Genomic DNA, 21,341 nt, shown 5'->3' with positions numbered 1-21,341 from the left:
GGGCCCTCGTCACAGGACCTTGGAGAGGAACGCCTTGGTGCGCCTCTCCCGGGGGTGGTCGAGCACGTCGGCGGGCGGTCCCTGCTCGACGATCCGGCCGTCGTCCATGAAGACGACGGTGTCGGCGACCTCGCGGGCGAAGCCGATCTCATGGGTGACGACGATCATCGTGGTGCCCTGGCCGGCGAGGTCCTTGATGACGTCGAGGACCTCACCGACCAGCTCGGGGTCGAGGGCGGAGGTCGGCTCGTCGAACAGCAGCAGCTCCGGCTCCAGGGCCAGCGCGCGGGCGATGGCCACCCGCTGCTGCTGCCCGCCGGAGAGCTGCCGGGGGTACGCGGACGCCTTGTCCGCGAGGCCGACCCGGGCGAGCAGCCGCTCCGCGCTCTCCACCGCCTGCTTCCTGGGACGGCGCAGGGCGGATACCGGGGCCTCGATGAGGTTTTCCAGCACGGTCAGATGCGGGAAGAGGTTGAAGTTCTGGAAGACGAAGCCGATCCGGGTGCGCTGCTTGAGGATGTCGCGCTCGCGCAGCTCGTACAGCTTGCCGTGCCGCTTGCGGTAGCCGACCAGCGAACCGGCGACGCTGATCCAGCCGCTGTCGACCTTCTCCAGGTGGTTGATGGCGCGCAGCAGCGTGGACTTGCCGGAGCCGGACGGGCCGAGCACGACGGCCACTTGCCCGGCGCGCACCTCCAGGTCGATGCCGCGCAGCACCTCCAGCGACCCGAAGCTCTTGTGGACGGAGCGGATGTCGACCATGGCGGTCATCGGGTGGCTCCCCGGGAGAAGTGGCGCTCGACGAAAGCCTGGGCGATCGAGAGCAGCGTGGTCAGGATGACGTACCAGACGGTCGCGACCATCAGGAGCGGCACGACGCGGCCGTTGCGCCCGTAGACGACCTGCACCTGGTAGAAGAGTTCGCCGATCGCCATGACGGAGACGATCGAGGTGCCCTTGAAGAGGGAGATGACCTCGTTGGCGGCGTTCGGCAGGATGGAGCGCATCGCCTGCGGCAGCACGACGCGGCGCAGTTGCCGCAGCCGGGGGATGCCGAGGGCGGCGGCCGCCTCCAGCTGTCCGGCGTCGACGGCGAGGACGCCGCCGCGCACGATCTCGGCCGCGTACGCCGCCTGGTGCAGGGCGAGTCCGAGGACGGCGGCGCTCATCGCGCCGACGAGCCCGGCGGTGTCGAAGGAGAAGAAGCCGGGCCCGAACGGGATGCCGAAGTCGAGCCGCTTGTAGAGGTAGGTGAGGTTGAACCAGAAGAGCAGCTGGACGATGAGCGGGATGGAGCGGAACGCCCAGATGTAGGTGAAGGCGACCGACTTCAAAAACGGGCTCCTGGAGAGCCGCATGAAGGCGAGCACGATGCCGAGGGCGAAGCCGAGCGCGGTGCCGTAGAACGTCAGCTGGATGGTGATCCAGACGGCCTTGAGGATCGTCTCGGTGGTGAAGAAGTCGGCGAAGACGTCCCATTCCCAGCCGGGGTTGGTGATCAGGCCGTGCGCGAACTGGGCGACCAGGACGGCCGTCACGGCGACGGCGACCCAGCGCCAGGGGTGGCGTACGGGCACGACCGTGAGCGCGGAGTAGTCCTCGGGCGCGGCGCGTTCGGACGCTTCGCGGAGAGGTGGATCGGAGGTCACAGACACGGGAGGTCCTCGGGGAAGCGGGTTGTCGGATGGGTGCGGGGACGTACGGGGACGTACGGACTCAGGCGGTGAGCGCGGCGCGACAGGACAGGTCGCGCAGCGCGAGCAGCAGGGCGCGCGCGGTCGCGTCGTTCTGCCGGAACGCGGGGGCGCCTGTACGGGGCCGGGCGAAGGCGCCGGAGGAGCGGCCGTCGGTGTGCGGGCCGAGCGCGAAGCGGCGCGGGTGGGGGCGGCCGCCGCGGTCCAGGATCCGGGCGTCGTCGGGGCTGACGGCGAGCAGTCCGGCGGGGGTGGCGGCCGCGCCGTCCCGGTGGAGGGCGCGCAGCAGCGGATCGCGGGAGCGGCGCACGGTCGGCTCCGGCAGCCGGGCCTCGACCAGGGCACGGGCCTCGATCTGACTGCCGGGGACGCTCGCGCCGCCCGCCCGGAACACCCCGCGCCGGGGATCGGTGGTCACGGTCATCCCGGCGCCGAGGAACCGGACGATCCCGGCGCGGGAGAGCGCGAGGAGCTGCTGAAGGCGCGGGCCGGGCGGCCCGGAGGCGAGGTGGCTGAAGAAGCCGTGCCACCAGCCGCCGTCGCCGAGGTCGCCGAGCCGGGTGAGCTGGCCGTAGACGGAGAGCAGGGCGAGGAAGACGGCCAGGTCGGTGCTGTGCGCGGGGTCGTGGCGGCGGGCGAGGTCGGCCTCGATGTAGCCGCGCAGGCCCTCCTGGAGGGCGTCGGGTCCGGGGTGGCGCAGCCCGTCGAGCGGATGGTCGAGGGCGTCGAGATCGAGCCGGTCGGCCGGGTCGGGGACGGTTGCGGCCACCAGGGCGCGCAGTTCGGCGCTGCCGGGCGGGCAGGCGGCGTACCGCTCCTCGAAGTCGGCCCAGTCGGCGGCCGTACGCTCCGGGTGGACGGTGAACAGCCGGTGGTAGTGGGCGAATCCGAGTTCCTTGTCGATCAGCGGCCGGATGTCGCGCCGGAAGTCGGGCGGTGCGGGGCGCCGCAGCAACTGGTCGACCTGGGCGGGGCCGAAGAAGCGGGGTACCGGCGGCCGTTCGCCGGTCAGGCCGTAGCCGATCTTGGCGTGGTACGGGACGCCGCGGCGCGAGCCGACGTACAGCACGGGTTCGCGCCCGGAGGGCCGGTAGACCGGCCGCCCGTCGGGCCCGTGGTCGTACCGTCCTCCGCGTCCCTCGGTGAGCAGCACCATAAGGTCGACAAAGGCGAGGCCGAAGCCGCGGACGATGACCGGCTCGCCGGGCCGCAGCCGGTTCAGCTCGCTGTCGGCGGTGAACTCGGGCGGCAGGTGCACCAGCTGGTGCTCGGCCGCGAAGGCGGACAGCGCCCGCTGTTCGGGGCCGGGCTCGGCGTCGAGATGGCCGAGGGCGAGGACCACGGCGTCGGCGAGGAGCGGGGCGGCGCGCCCTTCGAGCCACACCCGCTGGCGTCCGTCGCGCGGTCCGGTGACCCGTACGGCACGGCAACGGTGCTCCTGGACGGTGATCCCGGGCGGCAGGGCGGCCACCGACCGCTCGTACACCCAGCGCAGATAGGCGCTCTGCAGCCGTCGGGTGGCGAAGCTGCGGCCGGTCAGCGAGGTGGCCTCGGCGACGGCTTCGGGCGGCAGGGCGGCCAGTTCACCGGCGGGCAGCGCGCCGCGGCGTACGCGGTCGGCCCACTCGGCGAGAGAGGGGCCGGGGCGGACCGGGCCGTCCCGTTCCACCGACTCGTCGGTGAACATGGTGACGTCCTCGGCCATGGAGTTCATCCACAGCAGCGGGGACTGGTCGGGGCGCCAGACGCGGCCGCCGCCGGGCGGATGCGGGTCGACCAGGTGCAGGGTGAACGAGGCTGCGGGGGTGTGGAGTTCGGGCGCGTTGGCGGCGATCCGCTCCACGAGCCCGGTGGCGCGCGGGCCCGCGCCGACGATGACGACGGCGTGCGGCGATGGGGAGGGGAGGTCCGGGGTGGCGGACATGCGAAGACTCCGTGAGTTCGTAAAAGGAACACACGCGTTGCCCGCACACACCTCGCCGCGCCCCTCAGCACGGCATGGGGCCGAGGTTAAGGCGTGGCCACGGCCCGTTGTCAAGGCTGTCCACACTGTGAGCGAGGTGTCTCGCCCCGGTTGACGCGGAACCGGAAGGCTGCTCCACTTACCTCATGCATTCATGGCAGCGACTGGTCACGCGCGACCACATCGACTTCGGTCGGGTGTGGTCGTCGTCCTGTTCGGGCTGACTCCGCCCGCCTCCGCTGCCCTTCGGCGTCGAGGTTCCGGGCCTCGCCCGCCCGCCGGCCGTGCCGGTGTGGCCGTCCACGTCCGCGTCGTCACGCGTCTCATCGCGCCTTCACACACGCTTCAGCGCTTCGCGCTTCCCCTCGCGCACGGCCTGTTCCGGAGCACCGGCTAGCAGCCGCAATCGCAGCCGCAGTCGCAACCGTCACAGCAGTTACCGCAGCAGTCACCACAGTTGCTGCAGCAGTCACCGCAATCACAACAGTCCGAGCAGTCGTCGCACTTGTGGCACCAGCCCTCGCGCGGCTGCCCCGACCACGGGTCGTGGTACGGATCCCGGCAGCACACCTGGCAGGTGCAGAAGAGCCCGGCCCATACCGCGCACCCGGCCATCAGCCCGCGCCGCCTGCCCCGGTCCGGCGGCTCGGGCGGCGTGCCGCCGGGGCCACCGCCGGGTCCGTGCGGCGTGATCCACGGCGACTGCGGCGGCGGCGCGCCCCGGGACGACTCCGGGGCGTCCGCGGCCTGCCCGGTATGGGTACAGGCGGTGGTGCCGAACGCCCGGTCCACCGCGCGCGGCAGCTCGTGCGCCAGCAGCACATGGGCGAGCTTGCCGGACCCCTTCCCGGCGAAGGCGACGTCCTGGAGCGCGAGCCGCACCCCCCGCACCGCGTCGTCGCACAGCCGCCGCACCTCGGCGAGGTCCGCGCCGGTGGCCGTGATCGGGTTCCAGGCACCCGTCTCGGCGTCCTCGGCGAGGTCCTCGACCGCGTCCAGCAGATGCGCGAGCCTGCCGAAGAGCCGTCCCGCCTCCTCCAGCGGCGCCCGATTGCCGGGCTTTCCGGCCAGTACGGCGGTGTGACCGAAAGCCGCGGCGGTCGCGGTCTCGGTCGGCTCCGTGACCGTCAGCAGCGAGGTACCGGCACCCGCCAGCTCCTCGATCCCCTGCTGCCGCCCGACCGCGTCCAGCAGCACGGCGGTGTCGAAGCCGATCTCGGCACCGCTGCGGGCGCCCGCCCGGTCCCACCGCCCGGCCACCAGGCGGGCGGCCGCGGCGACCGGCCGCCGGGCCAACGCCCCGTCGCCGTCCGCCACATGGTCCCGCATCTTGGCGGAGGCCAGCACCAGCGAGACGGTCGCCGCGAGCCGGGCGCCCTCGCCCCGGGCCACCGACGCGGTGCGCATCCCGCGCAGCGGGCACGGCCCGGCGGTGCGCCGCCGGCCGTCGGGACGACCGGCCTGAGCCTCCACCAGAACCGATATGACCAGCCCGTCGTAGTTGGTGGCCATGCGGGCGAACTGACCGTGGTCACCGCGCAGCGCGAGGCACAACCCGCACAGATGCGCCATCCATTCCGTCCGGAGATTTTGCGACAGCCGGTGCCGACAAGGCCGGATAATGCCAAACAAAACTGTCCCCGTTCACCCGTACGTCCCCGGTGTCACCCGTCCGGCCTGCGGAGTCTACCCAGCGCACCGTCAGCCACCGTCATCAGGCGCGACCCTGATATGGCGCCAAACGTTGTGCACCGGTAACGTCACAAATCCGCTGTGCGGCCGCAATCCACGTGGCACATCATCCGCATCATGGACGACCATAGAGGGGCGGACAGTACACACCGTAAAGAGGAGAGGAGGCGTCCATGGGATCGGTGCGCAAGGCGAGCGCTTGGCTTGGCCTCGTCGACGACAGCGATGACGAGCGCTACTACGACGACGACTACGCCGAGGGACCCGAGCCAGGCGACTCCTGGGTGACCGACCCGCGGGTGCGGGTGGCCGACCAGGCCGCGCAGAACCAGGGCACGCGGATCGCGACGGTCACCCCGGACGGATTCCGGGACGCCCGCGGAATCGGTGAGATGTTCCGGGAGGGCATCCCGGTCATCGTCAACCTGACGACCATGGAGCCCGCCGACGCCAAGCGCGTGGTGGACTTCGCCGCCGGACTGACGTTCGGGCTCCGCGGCTCCATCGAGCGCGTCGCCAACCGCGTCTTCCTCCTCACCCCCGCCGACTACCAGATCGTCAGCGGGGAGCCCAGCCGCAGGATCGGCGGCTTCTTCAACCAGAGCTAGGGCGTGTCCGCAAAGTCGCGTCGGATCAGCCCGCGGCGTCAGGGGGCACCTCCCAGCGGTAGCTGGGGGCGCGTGCGATCGCAAGGCGGAGGGGCGTCCTCGCGGGGGCACCTCCCGGACGGAGTCTGGGGGCGGTCTCTCCTTGGACGCGCCCGACAACGCAGCGAGCGTGCGTGCCAGGCGTCGCGGGCCCGGCGGGACTTTGCGGACACGCCCTGGCCTCGGCGGGGCGGCTCACCGGAAAGCGTCGAGACCGGTGAGCGCCTTGCCGAGCACCAGTTGGTGCATTTCGACGGTGCCCTCGTAGGTGAGCACCGATTCCAGATTCGTCGCGTGCCGCATCACCGGGTATTCCAGTGAGATCCCGTTGGCGCCCAGGATGGTCCGGGCCGTGCGGCAGATCTCGATCGCCTCGCGCACGTTGTTCAGCTTGCCGAAGCTGACCTGCTCCGGCCGCAGCCGCCCCGCGTCCATCCGCCGCCCGAGATGGTGGGCGAGCAGCACGCCCTTGTGCAGTTCCACCGCCATGTCGGCGAGCTTGGCCTGGGTGAGCTGGAAGCCCCCGATGGGCCGCCCGAACTGCTCCCGGCTCCGGGCGTACTCCAGCGCCGACGCGAAGGACGAGCGCGCCGCGCCCAGCGCGCCCCAGATGATGCCGTAGCGGGCGTGGCTCAGACAGGACAGCGGTCCGCGCAGCCCGGTGGCCTCGGGCAGTACGGCGTCGGCGGGCAGCCGCACCTCGTCCAGGATCAGTTCGCTGGTGACCGAGGCGCGCAGCGACCACTTGTGCTTGATCTCGGGGGCGGAGAAGCCGGGCGTATCGGTGGGGACGACGAAGCCGCGGATGCCTTCGTCGGTGCGGGCCCACACCACCGCGACCCCGGCCACCGAGCCATTGGTGATCCACATCTTACGGCCGGTCAGCACCCAGTCCGTGCCGTCCCGCTTGGCGTAGGTGCGCATACCGGCCGGGTCGGAGCCGTGGTCCGGTTCGGTCAGCCCGAAGCAGCCGATGACCTCGCCGGCGGCCATCCGCGGCAGCCACCGCTGCTTCTGCTCCTCGGAGCCGAAGCGGTGGATGGCGTACATGGCGAGCGAGCCCTGCACCGAGACCAGGGAGCGGATGCCGGAGTCGGCGGCCTCCAGCTCCAGGCAGGCGAGCCCGTACTGGACGGCGCCGGCGCCCGTGCAGCCGTAGCCGCTGAGGGACATGCCGAGCGCGCCGAGGGAGCCGAGTTCGCGGGTCAGCTCGCGGATGCCGGGGAGTTCGCCGCGCTCGTACCAGTCGGCGATGTGGGGCAGGACGCGGTCGGCGGCCCACTTCCGCACGGTGCTCCGGACGGCCAGGTCCTCCGGCTCCAGCAGATCGTCGATGCCCAGCGGGTCGTCGGGGTCGAACGGCGGCAGGGTGCCAGCGGACATGAGCAGCGACCTCCGGTTCGGTACGGCTTCCGGCCGATGACGCTACGGCCGGGTAACGCCCGCCGTCCAGACCGTATGGATCAGCGGGGCGCGGCGCCCGGGGAGAGGCGCCGTCAGCTTCCGGACTCGGCGCCGACGGCGGCGGCGGGATCGCGGCGCTGCGGGGCGCCCGGCACGCGGGTGGCTTCCGGGGTCTCGGGGGCGTTCGCGGACCCGGCGGAAGCCGTGCCGTCCGAGCCCTCGGTGCCGCCCGTGCCGCCGGAGGGGCCCGTGCGGTCCATGTCGTCCGTACCGTCTTCGTCGGCGGGCGCGCACTCCATGGTCTTCGGCAGCCGCAGCGCGGCCACCGCGCCCAGCAGCAGCAGACCGGCGCTGACGGCGAGCGTCACGTGCAGACCGTGGACGAAGGACGCGCGGGCCGCGGCCAGCAGCGCGGCCCCGGGCTTCCCGCCGAGATGGGAGGAGACGTCGTACGCCGCGCCCAGCGACTGGCTCGCGGCGGAGCTGGCCCGCTCGGGCACCCCGGCCACCGAGGAGACGCCCGGCTTGTAGGCGGCGTTCATGACGCTGCCCAGGAGCGCTATGCCGATCCCGGCGCCGAGCTGGTAGGAGGTCTCGCCGATGGCGGCGGCACCGCCGGCCGACTTGGCGGAGGCCTCGTTGAGCATGGACTCGTACGCGCTGAACAGCGTGGTCTCCAGGCCGAAGCCGAGGACGACGAAGCTGATCACGAGCACCGCGGGCCGGTCGGACTGGCCCATGATGGTGAGCGACAGGACGCCGGCGGCGGTGAGCACGAAGCCGAGCGCCACCATCGTGCGGGGGCCGAGCCGCTGGAGCATCCGGGAGCCGACGAGCCCGGCGGCCATGGCGGCGAAGGTGAGCGGCAGCAGCCTCAGCCCGGTCTCCAGCGGGGTGAGCCCGAGGACCAGCTGAAGGTACTGCGCGGCTATCAGCTCCAGGCCGACGAGCGCGAGCAGGGCGACCACGATGCAGCCGACGGAGATCGAGAAGGCGGGCCGGGCGAACAGTTTGAGGTCGACCAGCGGATGCGTACGGCGCCGCTGGCGGCGGACGAAGAGGACCAGCACCACCAGCCCGAACAGGATGGGGGCGGCCGTGGGGGCGTCCAGCGGCCCCGCGCCGCTGCCCATCCTCTTCACTCCGAAGACCAGGCAGAACAGCCCGCAGGCGGCCATGAGCGCGCCCAGCACGTCCCAGGGGCCCTCCCGGTCGCCGGTGGACTCCGGCAGCAGCCAGCGGCCGACGGGCAGCGCCACGACCATCAGCGGGAGGTTGACCAGGAAGACCGAGCCCCACCAGAAGTTCTCGACCAGGAAGCCGCCGAGCAGCGGGCCGACCGCGGCGCCGACCGCGGCGACCGCGCTCCAGACGCCGATGGCCAGGGCCCGCTCCCGGCGGTCGGGGAAGACCTGGCGCAGGATCGACAGCGTCGCGGGCATGATCATCGCGCCGCCGACGCCCAGCAGGGCGCGGGCCACGATGAGGATCTGGGGGGTGGCGGCGAAGGCCGCGAGCGCCGAGGCGGCGCCGAAGAACGCGTAGCCGAGCAGCAGCACCCGGCGGCGGCCCACCCGGTCGCCGAGGGTACCGAAGAGGATCAGCAGCGAGGCGCAGACCAGCGGGTAGGCGTCCACGATCCACAGCAGTTCGATCGCGCCGGGCCGCAGGTCCTCGGTTACGGCCGGAACCGCGACGTGCAGCACGGTGGCGTCCACGGCGACGAGCAGCAGGCTGACGCAGAGCACGAGGAGGACGATCCAGCGGTTCGCGCCGCCGCCCGCATCGGTACCGCGCCATTGCCGGGGAACGGCCGCCGTCCGCCGAGCGCGGGTCGTGGTCGTCCCGGACATGTACGCACCTCCCTGGTCTTGCGCTCGCGTCGCGCCGGGACGGGACGAACGTCACTTCGTAGAGACGTCCGGCGGCCCGGCGGCGAAGGCACGAGTGGAGAGGTCAGGGTACGCGAGTCGCCGCGCGGGGCGTGTGCCGCAGGTCATGTTGTGGGCATCGCCCCAGGCCAGGTCGGTGGAATACGTTCCGCCGCTCCCCTTTTGTCCGCCGCCCCCCTCCCGTCCCCTTCCCGTCCCCTTCCCGTCCCCTTCCCGTCCGTCCGCCGTACGCCGGCCGTTCCGCCGGCGGCCCTCCGGCCGTCCTCCCGTCGTCCCCGGCTGTTCGTCCGCCGGTTGTCCACAGGCCCGGCGGGCCCCGGAATCATCCTCGATAATCGTCGCCGTGACTGATCTCGCCCAAGCCGACACCGCGCCGCCCGGCGCCGGGCTGCCGGGCGGCGTGGCGTTCGCCGCGCTGCGCCGGGCCGCCCCGGCGCTGATGCTGTATGCCGGGACGCGCGCGCTCGGCCTCGTGGTTCTCGCGGGTTGGGGGGCGGTCGCGGGCAAGAGTCCCCACCAGCTCCTCACGGCCCGCTGGGACTCGCTCTGGTACTCCCGCATCGCCGAGGAGGGATACGGCTACACGATCCATCTGCCCGATGGATCGGTCCATTCCAATCTGGCGTTCTTCCCGCTGTTCCCCGGGCTGGAGCACGCCGTATCGGCCGTGACGCCGCTCAGCGCGCCGGACGCGGGGCTGGCCGTGAGTTCGGTCACCTCGCTGTTCGCCGCGTGGGGGATCTTCGCGGTCGGCGATCTGGTGTACGGGCGCCGGGTGGGGATCGCGCTGGTGGTGCTGTGGGGGGTGCTGCCGGTCGGGATCGTGCAGTCGATGGCGTATTCGGAGTCGCTCTTCACGGCGCTGGCCGCCTGGTCGGTGTACGGGGTGCTGACCCGGCGCTGGGTGTGGGCGGGGGTCCTCGCGGCGCTCGCGGGGCTCACCCGGCCGGTGGGGGCGGCGGTGGTCGCCGCGGTGTGGATCACGGCGGCGGTGGAGCTGCTGTCCGGTGAGCGGTGGCGGTGCGCGTTCCATACCCAGCGGCGCGTACTGGCCGGGGTGGCGCTCGCGCCGCTGGGCTGGCTGGGCTATGTGGTCTGGGTGGCGGTGCGGACCGACAGCCTCACCGGGTACTTCGACGTCCAGAACGGCTGGGGGAACGGGTTCGACGGCGGGCTGGCCTTCGCGGCCTTCATCGGCGGGCTGGCGATGCATCCGCCGTTCATCGCCGGGATCGCGCTGCTGCTCGGCGTGACCGCGCTGCTCTGGCTGTACGTGGCGTGCGTACGGCAGCGCCAGCCACTGCCGTTGCTGGCGTACAGCGGCTCGGTGCTGGCCCTCGCGCTGGCCGCGAAGGGGTATTTCGGCTCCAAGCCGCGGTTGTTGATACCCGCCTTCCCGGTGCTGATCCCGCTCGCGATCGCCCTGGTCCGGCTGCGTCCGGCGCGCAGCGCGCTGCTCCTGGGCTCGGTGGGGCTGGTCTCCGCGGCGTACGGGGCGTGGTGGCTGCACGGCTCGGGGCCGCCGTGATCCGGCCGCCCGGTCCGGCCGGGCGGCGGGCCGCCGGTTCCGGCGGCGGGAGCCCGGCTGTCGCCCGGGCGACGCCCCGGGAAACGGTGAGGAACGCCACGGCCAATCGCCGATAAACACCCCTGTAAGAATTCCATAAAGAGATCCCGGATCGCTGATAGGAAGGCCTGCACACAAATGCGCCGGGGCCTCGTGCATTCCGTGGAAAGCGGCGGCCAAAAACCGACCGACGAGACACACCCCACATCACATCGTCATCACAAAGCGACCTGATCGACTGAACCCACCTGTCACGCAATGTAACGTCGATTAGGTGCGTACCGAAGACAAGCTCCTCAAGGAGGGGCGACCCACCGATCTCGCGCGGCGCGATCCCACGCGACCGCGGATGACCCGAACGCGCTTCTGGCTGCTCGGAACCACCCTCGCGGTCTACGCCGCGACCGTGATCGGCGTGCTCACCACCTCCTGGCTGGTGGAGTTCGACTGGCAGGTCATGCTGTTCCGGCCCTACAAGCAGTGGCCGGAGTTCCACATGTTCCTGGACTACTTCGTCGTGATGGGCCAGCGCGGCCCCACCGCGGTGGCGGTCGCCGCGTGGCTGGGGTGGTGCTGCTACCAGCAGCGCACCCTGCGCCCGGGGCTGGTGCTGGGCACCTCACTGCTGCTGCTGAACATGACCGTGGGCGCCGTGAAGATCGGCTTCGGCCGGCTCGGCCCGCACTACGCGACGAGCGTCGGCTCCAATGAGATGTGGCGCACCGGCGATATATTTCCTTCGGGTCACACGGCGAACGCCGTGGTCACCTGGGGTGTGCTGGCCTATCTGGCGACCACTCCCCTGGCCCGCAGGATCGCCTCGCTGATCGCCGCGGGCTTCGCCTTCGGCGTCGGCATGACGACCGTGTACCTGGGCACCCACTGGCTGAGCGACGTGGTGCTGGGCTGGGCCGCCGGCGTGCTGGTGCTGCTGGCCCTGCCGTGGCTGGAGCCGGCGATGGCCCGTGCCGAGATGCTGCTGCTGAGCCTGTACCGGCGGCTGCGTGACGGCCGGGCACCGGTGCCCCTGCCCGCCGCGCGACCGGCCCCCGGCCCCGCCCTGGCCACGCCGCGGGCCGCGCGCGACGACGAGGCTCCGGTCCGCGAGCCGGTGAGCGTGGTCGGCCGGCCGGGCTCCACCGGGCGGGTGCCCGAGGCGCGGCCGCACCACGCGGGGCGGCAGCACACGGTCCGCTCCGAGCGCACCCCGGTCACCCCGGTCGGCAGCCGCCGGCCGCCGCACGCCGACCGCGTGCCGCGCTCCTCGACCCCGTTCGGCCCCTCGGCCGGGCGCGGCCGCACCCCGGCCACGGGCGGCTAGCCGCCCGGTCCACCGCGGGCCGGTACGCACACCCCCGCGGCCCGCACCCGGCGCGGACGACGGCCCCGGAGGCTCCCCAAGGGAGCCTCCGGGGCCGTCGCCGTGTGTCGCGTGCCCTCCGAGTGGGCGGTCAGCCGCGCCAGCAGCGCCGTACGGCGTCGTCGGCGACCTCGAAGTTGATGCGGCCGCGCAGGTACTCCATCGTGATGATCGCGCCCGGCGGCAGCGCCCGCACGGTGGTCCAGCCGCGCTCGCGCGCCACGTCCTCGGCGCTCCGGGCGTCGAGCCCCACATAGCTGTCGAGGTCGTCGTCGGGTTCGGCCGGAAGGTTCGGTACAGGTCCCATGACAGCCACCGTAGGCGCAGCCGAACGGGTGGGAAAGGAACACCTTCCGGCGCGCCGCGGAGCACACCGACAAGCCTCGTCCGCCCCGCGTCCGCCATTCGTCACACTTGTGTCACAGAAAACACGCCCGGGTTTGTCATCGACTTTGTCACTCTTACGAGCCGCGGGTTGACGCCCGGAAGCTGACGGATACTTTTCGCCGGTATCCCCTGGCAAAGAGGTGGTTCTGGTATAGGCGCGGGGCTTGCCCATGACATGCCCCGGGGGAATTCGACGGCCGCGGGAATATGCCGGCGCCGATCGGGCACCCGGCTTCCGGAGCACACAATTCCGACACAAATCGGGGAATTCGAACCCCGAGGTTTACCCCGCCGGGACCGCGGTACCCGGCGCATCGAGGCGAACATGACAGACACATCCGATGGAACCCGCGAGAAGACGACGGCGACCAGTGGCCCGAGCCCACTGGCGCTCCTGCGATCCGCCCGGGAACAGCTCGTCGAACTGACGGGCCTGTACCCCGAGTCGCTGCCCCGCCTGGAGCAGACCGACGACGGCTGGGTGCTGGACGCCGAAGTGGTGGAACTGGCCCGGGTGCCGGAGTCGATGAGCCTGATGGCCTTGTACGAGGTGACTCTCGACCCGGACGGCCAGCTCACCGGCTACCGGCGCATCCGCCGTTACGAGCGCGGGCGAAGTGACCGCGGCTGACCGGCAGGGGGAAACGGCCGGCCCGGCCGGACACGAGAGGACACACACGACATGACCACGGTTGTTCCAGCACAGCAGAGCAGGGGTGGGGGCGGCACCAGCGGCCTCTACGACGTCCTGGAACTGATCCTCGACCGCGGCCTGGTGATCGACGCGTTCATCCGCGTCTCCCTGGTCGGCATCGAGATCCTCAAGATCGATATCCGGGTCGTGGTGGCGAGCGTCGACACCTATCTCCGGTTCGCCGAGGCGTGCAACCGCCTCGACCTGGAGGCCGGTCCGAACAAGTCCCCCGGCATCCCCGAGATCCTCGACGGCGCCACCGAGAGCGGTGCCCGCAGCAAGACCAAGGGCGCGCTGTCCGGGGCCGGCGAGACCGTCTCCAAGGCCGCCCACTCGGTGGCCGACGCGCTCCGGGGCGACGAGGAGCCCGAGCCGGAGGAAGCGCCCGCCCGTAGCCGGTCCCGGCGCCCGGCGGCCCGGAAGTCCGCGCCGAAGAAGGCCGACGAAAGCTGAGGAGAGAGCTGATGAGCACCTATGTGTACGGGATCGCCCGCGGCACCCTCCCGGACCTCGGCGACACGCTGCTCGGCATCGGTGATCCACCGCTGCCGGTGCGCGCCCTCAACGAGGGCGAACTGGCCGCGATCGTCAGCGACTGCCCGCCGGAGCTGAAGCCCCGGCGCCGCGATCTGCTGGCCCATCAGCACGTACTGACCGAGGTGAGCGACAAGCGCTCGGTGCTGCCGATGCGGTTCGGCTCGGTCTCCGCCAGCGACGACGACGTCCGCACGGTGCTGAGCCGGCACGCCGACCGCTACGAGGACCAGCTGCGGCGGCTGGCCGACCGCGTCGAGTACAACGTCAAGGCGGTGCACGACGAGGACGCGGTGCTCCACCAGGTGCTCTCCGAGGAGCCGGAACTGCGGCTGATGGCCGAGGCCAACCGGGCCGCGGGCGGCGGCACCTACGAAGAGCGGATGCGCTTCGGCGAGCGGGTGGCGAACGCGGTGCGGGCCCGTGAGGTGCGCGACGCGCGGACCGTGGAGGAGTCGCTGGCCCCCGCCGCCGAGGCGGTGCGCCCCGGCCCCGAGGGCGGCGGCTGGTTCCTGAGCCTGTCGGTGCTGCTGGCCAAGGACGGCTCCGAGCCGCTGCTCGAAGCGGTCGCCGACCTGGAGAACGACCACCCCTGGATGAAGCTGCGGGTGAACGGCCCGCTGCCGCCCTACAGCTTCGTCGAATCCTGATGCTGCTGATCGGCTGGGTGCTCGGACAGGTGCTCGCCGCGGCGGAGCGCGAGTACTACGACCCGGCCGCGATCCAGCGCGAACTGATGGCCCTGGAGCAGCGGCTGGAGGACGGGGAGATCGACGAGGCGGAGTTCGAGCGGCAGGAGGACGTGCTGCTCGACCGGATGGAGGAGGCGCAGCAATGGGCGAACGGGACCCTGTGACCACCGCGTACGGCTCCGCGGCGGGGTACGGCTCGCGGGCTCCGTACGGTGCCCCGGGCTCGTCCGGGCTCGCCACCCGTGGTGATTCGGCCAACCTCGCGGACATCCTGGAGCGGGTGCTCGACAAGGGCGTGGTCATCGCGGGCGACATCCGCATCAATCTGCTCGACATCGAACTCCTGACGATCAAGCTGCGGCTCATCGTGGCCTCCGTCGACAAGGCCAGGGAGATGGGCATCGACTGGTGGGAGCACGACCCGTCGCTGTCGTCGCGCGCCCGCCGCGACCCGGCACCGGCGCCCGCACCGGCACCGGCGCCGCCGGTGGAGAACGGCACGAGCGAGGAGGCGGCCGGATGACCGACGCGACCCATGTGACCGACGCGAGGGACACCGCGGAAGCGGCTGAAGCGACCGGAACGCTGGAGTACGCGTACGCCGTCGTCCGCGAGGACGGCATCCCGCGCACCGCCCTGGAGCGGGTGCGCGGGGTCGCGGGCGAACCGGTGCGCGCCGTCCGCCATCTGGGGCTCGCCGTGCTGGCGGGATCCGTCCCGGCCGCCGAGTTCGACGAGGGGCCGCTGCGCGAGCGGCTGGAGGACCTGACGTGGCTGGAGGGCGTGGCCCGCGCCCATCAGCGGGTGGTCGACACGGCCGGGACCAACGCCTGTGTCATCCCGGTCCGGATGGCCACCGTCTGCCGCGGCGAGGAGGGGCTGCGGCGGCTGCTCGCCACCGGCCGGGACCGGTTCGCGGCGGCGCTGGACCGGCTGGAGGGGCGGGTGGAGTGGGGCGTCAAGGTGTACGCGGCCCCCGCCCCCGCCGAGGAGCCGTCCGCCGACCCCTCGGCCGCCACCTCGGGCCGCGACTATCTGCGCCGCCGCGGCGCGCAGCGGCGCGCCGCCGAGGAGGCTTACGGGCGTACGGAGGAGGGTGCGCGCCGGGTGCACGAGACGCTGGCCGCGCTCGCCGAGGGCGCCCGGCTGCATCCGCCGCAGGACGTACGGCTGTCCGGCGAGGCGGACCGCAATGTGCTCAACGCGGCGTATCTCCTGCCGCGCGAGGACAGCGAGGTGTTCGCGGAGCGGGTGGGTCGGCTGGCCGGGCGGGAGCCGGGGCTGCGGCTGGAGCTGACCGGTCCGTGGGCGCCGTACTCCTTCGTCGCCGCCGAGGGCAACGGGCGGGCCGAGCCATGACGACGAGGGGGTGTTGTGTCGATCAGGCCGGATCAGGGGGCGGGGTCCGGGGCGTGCGATCGCAAGGCGGAGGAGGAGAGCGCGGCGGCGCTGCCTGCGACGACGACAACGCGGCGAGCGTGCGTGCCGGACCCCGCGAGTCCGGCATGATCCGGGAGACACCCCCTGCCCCGCTCGCCCACCGGCAGATCGCCCTGGTGGACCTGCTGGACCGGCTGCTCGCGGGCGGCGTGGTCATCACCGGCGATGTGACCCTGCGCATCGCGGACGTCGATCTCGTACGCATCGACCTGCGGGCGCTCATCAGCTCGGTGAACGAGAACGTGCCGTCGCCCTGGGAGGAACCGTGAGCCGGAAGCTGGAGCTGGACCAGGACACGGTCGAGCGCGATCTGATGAAGCTGGTCCTGACCGTCGTCGAGCTGCTGCGGCAGCTGATGGAGCGGCAGGCGCTGCGCCGGGTGGACCAGGGAGATCTGACGGAGGACCAGGAGGAGCGGATCGGGCAGACCCTGATGCTGCTGGAGGACCGCATGGGAACGCTGTGCGACCGCTACGGCATCAAGGAGTCCGACCTCAACCTCGACCTCGGGCCGCTCGGCCCGCTGCTGCCCCCGAGGGAGTGACGGCGCCGTTGAGCGCGTCGGCCGGGCAGGAGCGGGACCAGCGGCTCAAGGGCCGGGGCGCGGTCGGTCCGGGGCCGGGTCGTGGCCCAGCGAACGGTCCAGCCGGTCCCTGAGCGCGCGGATGTGCTGGCCCAGTTCGGCCGGTTCGCGCACCTCGAAGTCGAAGCCGGTCAGCGCGATGTGGACCACCAGCGCGTCGAGGACGTGGGCGCCGGTGTGCAGCAGACAGCTGTGCTCGTCGACCGGCTCCACCACCCCCACCAGGGGCGAGATGCGCTCCGCCGCCCGCTCGGCGGGCACCCGCAGCAGGACCGTGGCCCGTTCCCGGTAGACGGCGTGGGACACGCCCCGGGAGACGTAGGCCGCGAGGTCGTCCGCGGGCGGGCGGCGCGGGGTGAAGCGGGGACCGTGCGGCGGGGTGGGGGTGATGCGGTCGGCCCGGTACGTACGCCAGTCGTCCCGGTCCACGTCCCAGGCGACCAGGTACCAGCGGCGCTGCGCGGCGACGAGGCGGTGGGGTTCGACGGTGCGGCGGGTGACCGCGCCGCCGTGGTCGCGGTACTCGAAGCGCAGCCGCTGGGCGTCCCGGCAGGCGCTCGCCAGCTCGGTCAGGACGGCCGGGTCCACACCGGGTCCCCGGGCCGCGCCGGGCATCGGCACGGTGAACGAACTCAGCGCGCTCACCCGGCGGCGCAGCCGGTCCGGCAGCACCTGTTCCAGTTTGGCGAGGGCCCGCACCGAGGTCTCCTCGATGCCCTCGACGCCGCCCGCGGCCTGGCGCAGCCCGACGGCGACCGCCACCGCCTCCTCGTCGTCCAGCAGCAGCGGCGGCAGCTGGGCGCCCGCGCCGAGCCGGTAGCCGCCCGCCGTGCCGGGGGTGGAGTGCACGGGGTAGCCCAGCTCGCGCAGCCGGTCGATGTCGCGGCGCACCGTGCGCGGGGTGACGGCGAGCCGGTCGGCGAGGTCCGCGCCGGACCATTCGCGGTGGGCCTGCAGCAGGGAGAGCAGACGGAGCAGCCGGGCCGAGGTCTCCAACATGGGGCCGAGTCTGCCAGCTCTTGAGGACAGGGGTGGTCCTCAAGGGGCGCGTGCCTCACGGTCGCTCAGTCCGGGTCGGCGACCTTCACCGACAGATCGTTGTCGACCGTGTAGTACGGACGGACCGTGGCGGTGCCGTGCGGGGCGTCGACCGTCCGCGCCGGGTAGGTGAAGATCTCCTTCTTGTCCGCGACGTCGTCCAGTATCCGGGCGAGCCGGACCGGGGCCGCCGTGTCGTCCGCCGGGCGCAGCCACAGGTCCCACAGGTCCGTGCCGCCGCCCCAGCTCTCCGCGAACCGCGCGTAGGAGAGGGTGAAGGAGAAACCGGCGCCGTCCGCCGTCACCGGCGCGGCGCGCACCAGGTCCGGGTCCCGGCGGCAGCGGGCCTCCACCACCGCGCCGTCCAGCCAGTCGGCGGGCGACTCCACCTGGTACAGCCGCCCGCCGGCCGTCATCGTGCCGTCGTCGAGCCGGATCTCCCCGGCCTCGGCGTGCGGCGCCCGGCGCCAGGTGCGCAAGCTGAGGTTGCCGTGCTTGGTGGCGTAGGGGATGCGGACGGACAGCGGCGAGGTGCTGGGGCCGGGCCTGCGGTCGACCAGCGAGCGCAGATCGTGCAGCCCGGGGGCGAGCCGCCGCGGCTCCTGGTCCCCGTACGCCACGAACACGTCCCAGCGGCCCTCGGGCAGGGCGACCGTACCGGGCAGCGCGGCCTGCAGCCGCCCGTCTGCGGTCGGGCCGAGCGGCAGCCGGACCTCGCCGTCCTCGCCGGGGCCGGCGCCGCGCCGCATCAGCACCAGCGCGCCGTTCCAGTTGTCGTAGCTCCCCGGCTCCGGGCGGGCCCAGTCCGCGATGTGGAAGGTGAGCCCGCCGGCGGAGTCCGCGACGCAGTCCGCGCGCACCGCGGCGACGTCGGTGGCTTCGCTCATGCTGTCCCCCTCGATGGGCTGGGTGGGCTCGGCCGATCTCGCTGTCACGCTCCCGGTTCCCCTCATGCCGCGTGCGCCCTTCGCATCGCCTCGGTCGTCGCCAGCGCCCCGCCGACCAGCGAGCCGCGGGCCCGGTGCAGCGAGCCGCGCAGTCCGCCGCGCGCCCTCAGATCGGTGAACAGGGTCTCGTAGCGGCCCGCCACCCGGGACGGGTCGAAGCGGGCGGAGTCCTTCAGCGCCGCCTGGCCCATCTGCTGCCGCAGCTCGTCGTTGTTGATGAGGTCCAGCAGCGCCCCGGCGATCGCGTTGGTGTCGCCGGAGGGCACGAGGCGGCCGTCCACGCCATTGTCGATGATCTCGGCCGGGCCGTGCGGGCAGTCGGTGGCGACCACCGGCAGTCCGCAGCGCATCGCCTCCACGATGGTCATGCCGAACGACTCCAGGCTGGAGGTGACGGCCGCTATCGAACCCTTGGCCCACTCGGGGTCCAGGGGGTTGGCGGGGCCCATGAGGAAGACGTGGTTGTAGAGGCCGAGCTTGTCGATGAGGGCGCGCAGCTTGGCGCGCTGCTCGCCGCCGCCGTAGATCCGCAGCCGCCAGTCCGGGCGCGCCTCGCTGACCTTGGCGAACGCCTGTATCAGCAGGTCGTACCGTTTCACCGGGGCGAGCCGGCCGGCCGCGACGACCCATTTGCCGGTGCCGTCGGCGGGTTCCAGACCGGGCGCGGGGACGCTGTTGGGCACGGATTCGATCCGTACGCCCGGCAGCCGCATCCGTCCCCGGTAGTCCTTGGCGTCGGCCTCGGTGACGGTCGTCACCGCGTCCAGCCGCGGGTAGCAGCCGCGCAGGGTCCGCGCCAGCCCCGGGGAATGGGTGCTGAGCGTCAGATGCTCCTGGCCGACCCGGACCGGGCCGCGGCGCGCCTCCCGGGCGATGTGCACATTGAGGCCCGGGCGGGTGCCGACCACCACATCGGCCCGGAGCCGCCGCAGATGCTCGCCGATGCGGCGGTCGGTCAGCTCGCTGTACTGCTGGTACCGGCCCTCGGTGGCCGGGAAGATTTTCGCGGGCCGCGTGTACGCGGGGTCGTCGCCCTCGTAACCCGGGCTGTTCTTACGGATGTCGACGAGATGCGCGAGCCGCACGTTCGGGCCGGGGTCGAAGATCGGCCGGTCCCGGTGGCGGAACACCGAGACGATCTCCACGTCGTGCTGCTCCCCCAGCGTGCGGGCGAGGTTGTACGTGGTCCGGATCGTCCCGCCGATCCCGTACGCGTTGTGAATCAGGAATGAGATGTGCATCCGTCCCGTATCCCACCGTTTCCCCGCGGACGGGGTGTCTCGTCCGCCTACCACGACGTAAGACAACGAAAGCGGCCGCAGGGTTGGGCGGCATCACTGTCTTGTTCCCCAACAGATAGGAAATCGGTAGCCAATTCAGGGAACTTCCACGGGAACTCCCGCATCACAGGTGTGGCGGGCGGTGGCCGCGTGACCCCCGCCGTGGATGGCCGTTGTCTACGTATGAGCCGGGGACCGCCCGGCCACGGACCGAGACCGAGGAGCCACCCGTGCCGCGCATGCTCGACGTCAGCGATGACGTACGCGCCGAGATCGGCGACGAAGAAGCCGACCGGCTGCTCGCCGGAGTCAACGCCCCGGGCGCCTACGACTGCACGTCCTGCCGCACCCCCGGCAACTCCGACCAGGAGCGCACCAGCACGGTGCTGTTCGTGGGGCAGGAGACCGCCGTGCTCGCGTTCGCGCACGCCACCTGCGTCCCCTCCCAGGTCGTCCCGGTCTCCGAGGAGCAGCTGGCCGGTGCGGTACGGTCCATCACCGCCGAGGAGTCCTCGCCGTACGCGGCCGGGCCGCCCCCCGCGCAGCCCGCCGCCTACCCGCACTCCGCCCCGCCGCCGCCCCGGCAGGCGGTGCTCGGCGTCACCAGCGGGGTGGTGCTGGTGGGCGGGGAGCAGCGCCCGGCGCTGGTCGTCGAGCCGACCGGGCCGATCACCCGGCCCGGTGCGACCGGGCACGGCGACGACTTCCTGCCGCTCCTCACCGAGCAGGGCTTCCTGCCGGTGGTGGACCTCGGCCGGCCGCCGGTGGCCATTCCCGGCTGGTCGGTGCTGCTCGCCATGGGGCAGCTGCACGCGGTGCTGATGCCGGCGGCGAACGGCGGCTCCCCGGTGGCCTGGTGGCAGGCGCACAGCCCGATGCCGCTCAGCGAGGGCTGGCGCGGCGCGGTGGGCCGCTCCCAGCAGGTCCTGGTGTACGCGGCGGCGGCGGGCACGATCGGCACCCAGCCGCGGGAGGACCAGCTGCGGACCGCCCTGGACCGGGCCGCGGCGCGCGGCGCGCTGGTCGGTGCCTCGATGCCGCTCGCGGGCACCTGATCCGCATGACCCACCCCGTCCCGGGCTGCCGCCGCCTGACCCAAGCGGCCCATTCGCCGCCGATGCCGCATCCGAAGGGCGTCCTGGTCGTTGGCACATACGTGCACGGATACGACCTCCCCTACCGCTCCCCCTCTTACGCCCACATCCCGGCCATGCGCCCGGCGCTGGAGGCGTCGCCCGACCCGTGGCGGCACTCCGCGACGCCGATCTACGACGCGCTGTACGCGGAGTACCGGCGGCTGTTCCGGGCGCTGCCCGGCGACCGGTCGGACGAGGAGGATCTGGGGTTCGTCGCGTTCAGCGCCATCGGCCAGCCCCGCGGCCTGACCAGCGGCGGCCACGGCGGGGCCTGGGACACCGGCGGGCTGTACTACCGCACGTACCTGCCCGCCCTGCCGCCCGGCCGGCGCGACGGGCGGGGCTGAGCGCCACCGGAGCCGTGGCGCCCCGGGGGCGCCACCTCTTTCCC

Annotated in this window: 23 protein-coding genes; 13 read left to right on the top strand and 10 right to left on the bottom strand. The window is 72.8% G+C overall.

What is annotated here, in order from left to right; translation table 11 throughout:
* Positions 1-9: 9 nt before the first annotated feature.
* From ASC60_RS20860 to ASC60_RS20845, 4 genes are all read right to left on the bottom strand, one after another.
* Positions 10-762, bottom strand: a complete 753-nt coding sequence (locus ASC60_RS20860; RefSeq protein ID WP_199831015.1) for an amino acid ABC transporter ATP-binding protein — start codon at positions 760-762, stop codon at positions 10-12.
* Between the two features lie 5 nt (positions 763-767).
* Positions 768-1,655: an amino acid ABC transporter permease gene (locus ASC60_RS20855; RefSeq protein ID WP_055553211.1), complete on the bottom strand. Its 888-nt coding sequence runs from the start codon at positions 1,653-1,655 to the stop codon at positions 768-770.
* Positions 1,656-1,716: 61 nt separating this feature from the next.
* On the bottom strand, positions 1,717-3,618 hold the full coding sequence (locus ASC60_RS20850; protein ID WP_055553209.1) for an FAD/NAD(P)-binding domain-containing protein: 1,902 nt from the start codon (positions 3,616-3,618) through the stop codon (positions 1,717-1,719).
* A 432-nt stretch (positions 3,619-4,050) separates the two neighbouring features.
* On the bottom strand, positions 4,051-5,289 hold the full coding sequence (locus tag ASC60_RS20845) for a DUF5685 family protein (RefSeq protein WP_079038513.1): 1,239 nt from the start codon (positions 5,287-5,289) through the stop codon (positions 4,051-4,053).
* A gap of 233 nt (positions 5,290-5,522) precedes the next feature.
* Here ASC60_RS20845 and ASC60_RS20840 point away from each other — a divergent pair, with 233 nt between their 5' ends.
* Positions 5,523-5,957 (top strand): cell division protein SepF, encoded by a 435-nt coding sequence (locus tag ASC60_RS20840; RefSeq protein ID WP_055553205.1) that lies wholly within the window; start codon positions 5,523-5,525, stop codon positions 5,955-5,957.
* Positions 5,958-6,191: 234 nt separating this feature from the next.
* Here ASC60_RS20840 and ASC60_RS20835 read toward each other — a convergent pair whose 3' ends face one another.
* Positions 6,192-7,379 carry an acyl-CoA dehydrogenase family protein gene (locus tag ASC60_RS20835; RefSeq protein WP_055553203.1) on the bottom strand — a complete coding sequence of 396 codons (1,188 nt, stop codon included), beginning with the start codon at positions 7,377-7,379 and terminating at the stop codon, positions 6,192-6,194.
* A gap of 113 nt (positions 7,380-7,492) precedes the next feature.
* On the bottom strand, positions 7,493-9,253 hold the full coding sequence (locus ASC60_RS20830) for an MFS transporter (protein WP_055553201.1): 1,761 nt from the start codon (positions 9,251-9,253) through the stop codon (positions 7,493-7,495).
* 382 nt (positions 9,254-9,635) lie between these two features.
* Here ASC60_RS20830 and ASC60_RS20825 point away from each other — a divergent pair, with 382 nt between their 5' ends.
* Both ASC60_RS20825 and ASC60_RS20820 read left to right on the top strand, forming a co-directional pair.
* Positions 9,636-10,820: a hypothetical protein gene (locus tag ASC60_RS20825; protein ID WP_055553199.1), complete on the top strand. Its 1,185-nt coding sequence runs from the start codon at positions 9,636-9,638 to the stop codon at positions 10,818-10,820.
* Positions 10,821-11,133: 313 nt separating this feature from the next.
* Positions 11,134-12,180 carry a phosphatase PAP2 family protein gene (locus ASC60_RS20820; RefSeq protein ID WP_055553197.1) on the top strand — a complete coding sequence of 349 codons (1,047 nt, stop codon included), beginning with the start codon at positions 11,134-11,136 and terminating at the stop codon, positions 12,178-12,180.
* A gap of 130 nt (positions 12,181-12,310) precedes the next feature.
* Here ASC60_RS20820 and ASC60_RS20815 read toward each other — a convergent pair whose 3' ends face one another.
* A complete protein-coding gene (locus tag ASC60_RS20815; RefSeq protein WP_055553196.1) occupies positions 12,311-12,526 on the bottom strand; it encodes an I78 family peptidase inhibitor in 216 nt (71 codons plus the stop codon).
* A gap of 405 nt (positions 12,527-12,931) precedes the next feature.
* Here ASC60_RS20815 and gvpO point away from each other — a divergent pair, with 405 nt between their 5' ends.
* From gvpO to ASC60_RS20775, 8 genes are all read left to right on the top strand, one after another.
* Positions 12,932-13,237 carry a gas vesicle protein GvpO gene (gvpO, locus tag ASC60_RS20810; protein ID WP_055553194.1) on the top strand — a complete coding sequence of 102 codons (306 nt, stop codon included), beginning with the start codon at positions 12,932-12,934 and terminating at the stop codon, positions 13,235-13,237.
* A 51-nt stretch (positions 13,238-13,288) separates the two neighbouring features.
* Entirely contained in the window at positions 13,289-13,753 is a 465-nt protein-coding gene (locus ASC60_RS20805) for a gas vesicle structural protein GvpA (protein WP_055553192.1), read from the top strand.
* Between the two features lie 11 nt (positions 13,754-13,764).
* Complete coding sequence (locus ASC60_RS20800) at positions 13,765-14,484, top strand: GvpL/GvpF family gas vesicle protein (protein WP_055553190.1); 720 nt, start codon at positions 13,765-13,767, stop codon at positions 14,482-14,484.
* Positions 14,484-14,690, top strand: a complete 207-nt coding sequence (locus tag ASC60_RS20795; RefSeq protein WP_055553188.1) for a gas vesicle protein GvpG — start codon at positions 14,484-14,486, stop codon at positions 14,688-14,690. Before ASC60_RS20800 ends, ASC60_RS20795 begins: the two co-directional genes overlap by 1 nt.
* Entirely contained in the window at positions 14,669-15,049 is a 381-nt protein-coding gene (locus ASC60_RS20790; RefSeq protein WP_234357049.1) for a gas vesicle protein, read from the top strand. Before ASC60_RS20795 ends, ASC60_RS20790 begins: the two co-directional genes overlap by 22 nt.
* A complete protein-coding gene (locus tag ASC60_RS20785) occupies positions 15,046-15,885 on the top strand; it encodes a GvpL/GvpF family gas vesicle protein (RefSeq protein ID WP_055553186.1) in 840 nt (279 codons plus the stop codon). The genes ASC60_RS20790 and ASC60_RS20785 overlap by 4 nt, the downstream gene beginning before the upstream one ends.
* 146 nt (positions 15,886-16,031) lie before the next feature.
* Positions 16,032-16,235, top strand: coding sequence for a gas vesicle protein (locus ASC60_RS20780; protein WP_055553184.1), 204 nt, complete (start codon positions 16,032-16,034; stop codon positions 16,233-16,235).
* The gene (locus ASC60_RS20775) at positions 16,232-16,510 is read left to right on the top strand and encodes a gas vesicle protein K (RefSeq protein ID WP_055553182.1); all 279 of its coding nucleotides are present in this window, start codon (positions 16,232-16,234) and stop codon (positions 16,508-16,510) included. Before ASC60_RS20780 ends, ASC60_RS20775 begins: the two co-directional genes overlap by 4 nt.
* A gap of 45 nt (positions 16,511-16,555) precedes the next feature.
* Here the strand turns inward: ASC60_RS20775 and ASC60_RS20770 are convergent, their stop codons facing one another.
* The 3 genes from ASC60_RS20770 to ASC60_RS20760 all read right to left on the bottom strand — a co-directional run bounded on the left by ASC60_RS20770 (position 16,556) and on the right by ASC60_RS20760 (position 19,775).
* Positions 16,556-17,548, bottom strand: a complete 993-nt coding sequence (locus ASC60_RS20770) for a YafY family protein (protein ID WP_055553180.1) — start codon at positions 17,546-17,548, stop codon at positions 16,556-16,558.
* Between the two features lie 65 nt (positions 17,549-17,613).
* A complete protein-coding gene (locus ASC60_RS20765; RefSeq protein ID WP_370592948.1) occupies positions 17,614-18,522 on the bottom strand; it encodes a hypothetical protein in 909 nt (302 codons plus the stop codon).
* Between the two features lie 14 nt (positions 18,523-18,536).
* Positions 18,537-19,775, bottom strand: coding sequence for a glycosyltransferase family 4 protein (locus tag ASC60_RS20760; protein ID WP_055553176.1), 1,239 nt, complete (start codon positions 19,773-19,775; stop codon positions 18,537-18,539).
* Positions 19,776-20,044: 269 nt separating this feature from the next.
* Here ASC60_RS20760 and ASC60_RS20755 point away from each other — a divergent pair, with 269 nt between their 5' ends.
* Positions 20,045-20,869, top strand: coding sequence for a hypothetical protein (locus ASC60_RS20755; RefSeq protein WP_055553174.1), 825 nt, complete (start codon positions 20,045-20,047; stop codon positions 20,867-20,869).
* Positions 20,870-20,874: 5 nt separating this feature from the next.
* Positions 20,875-21,297, top strand: a complete 423-nt coding sequence (locus ASC60_RS20750; RefSeq protein ID WP_055553172.1) for a hypothetical protein — start codon at positions 20,875-20,877, stop codon at positions 21,295-21,297.
* The last annotated feature ends 44 nt before the right edge of the window (positions 21,298-21,341 follow it).

This window comes from Streptomyces sp. NBRC 110028, assembly GCF_001417735.1.
In the GTDB taxonomy this organism is placed as follows: domain Bacteria; phylum Actinomycetota; class Actinomycetes; order Streptomycetales; family Streptomycetaceae; genus Streptomyces.
Note: the sequence above shows the minus strand (reverse complement) of the source record. Positions and strands in the feature narration are given on the sequence as shown.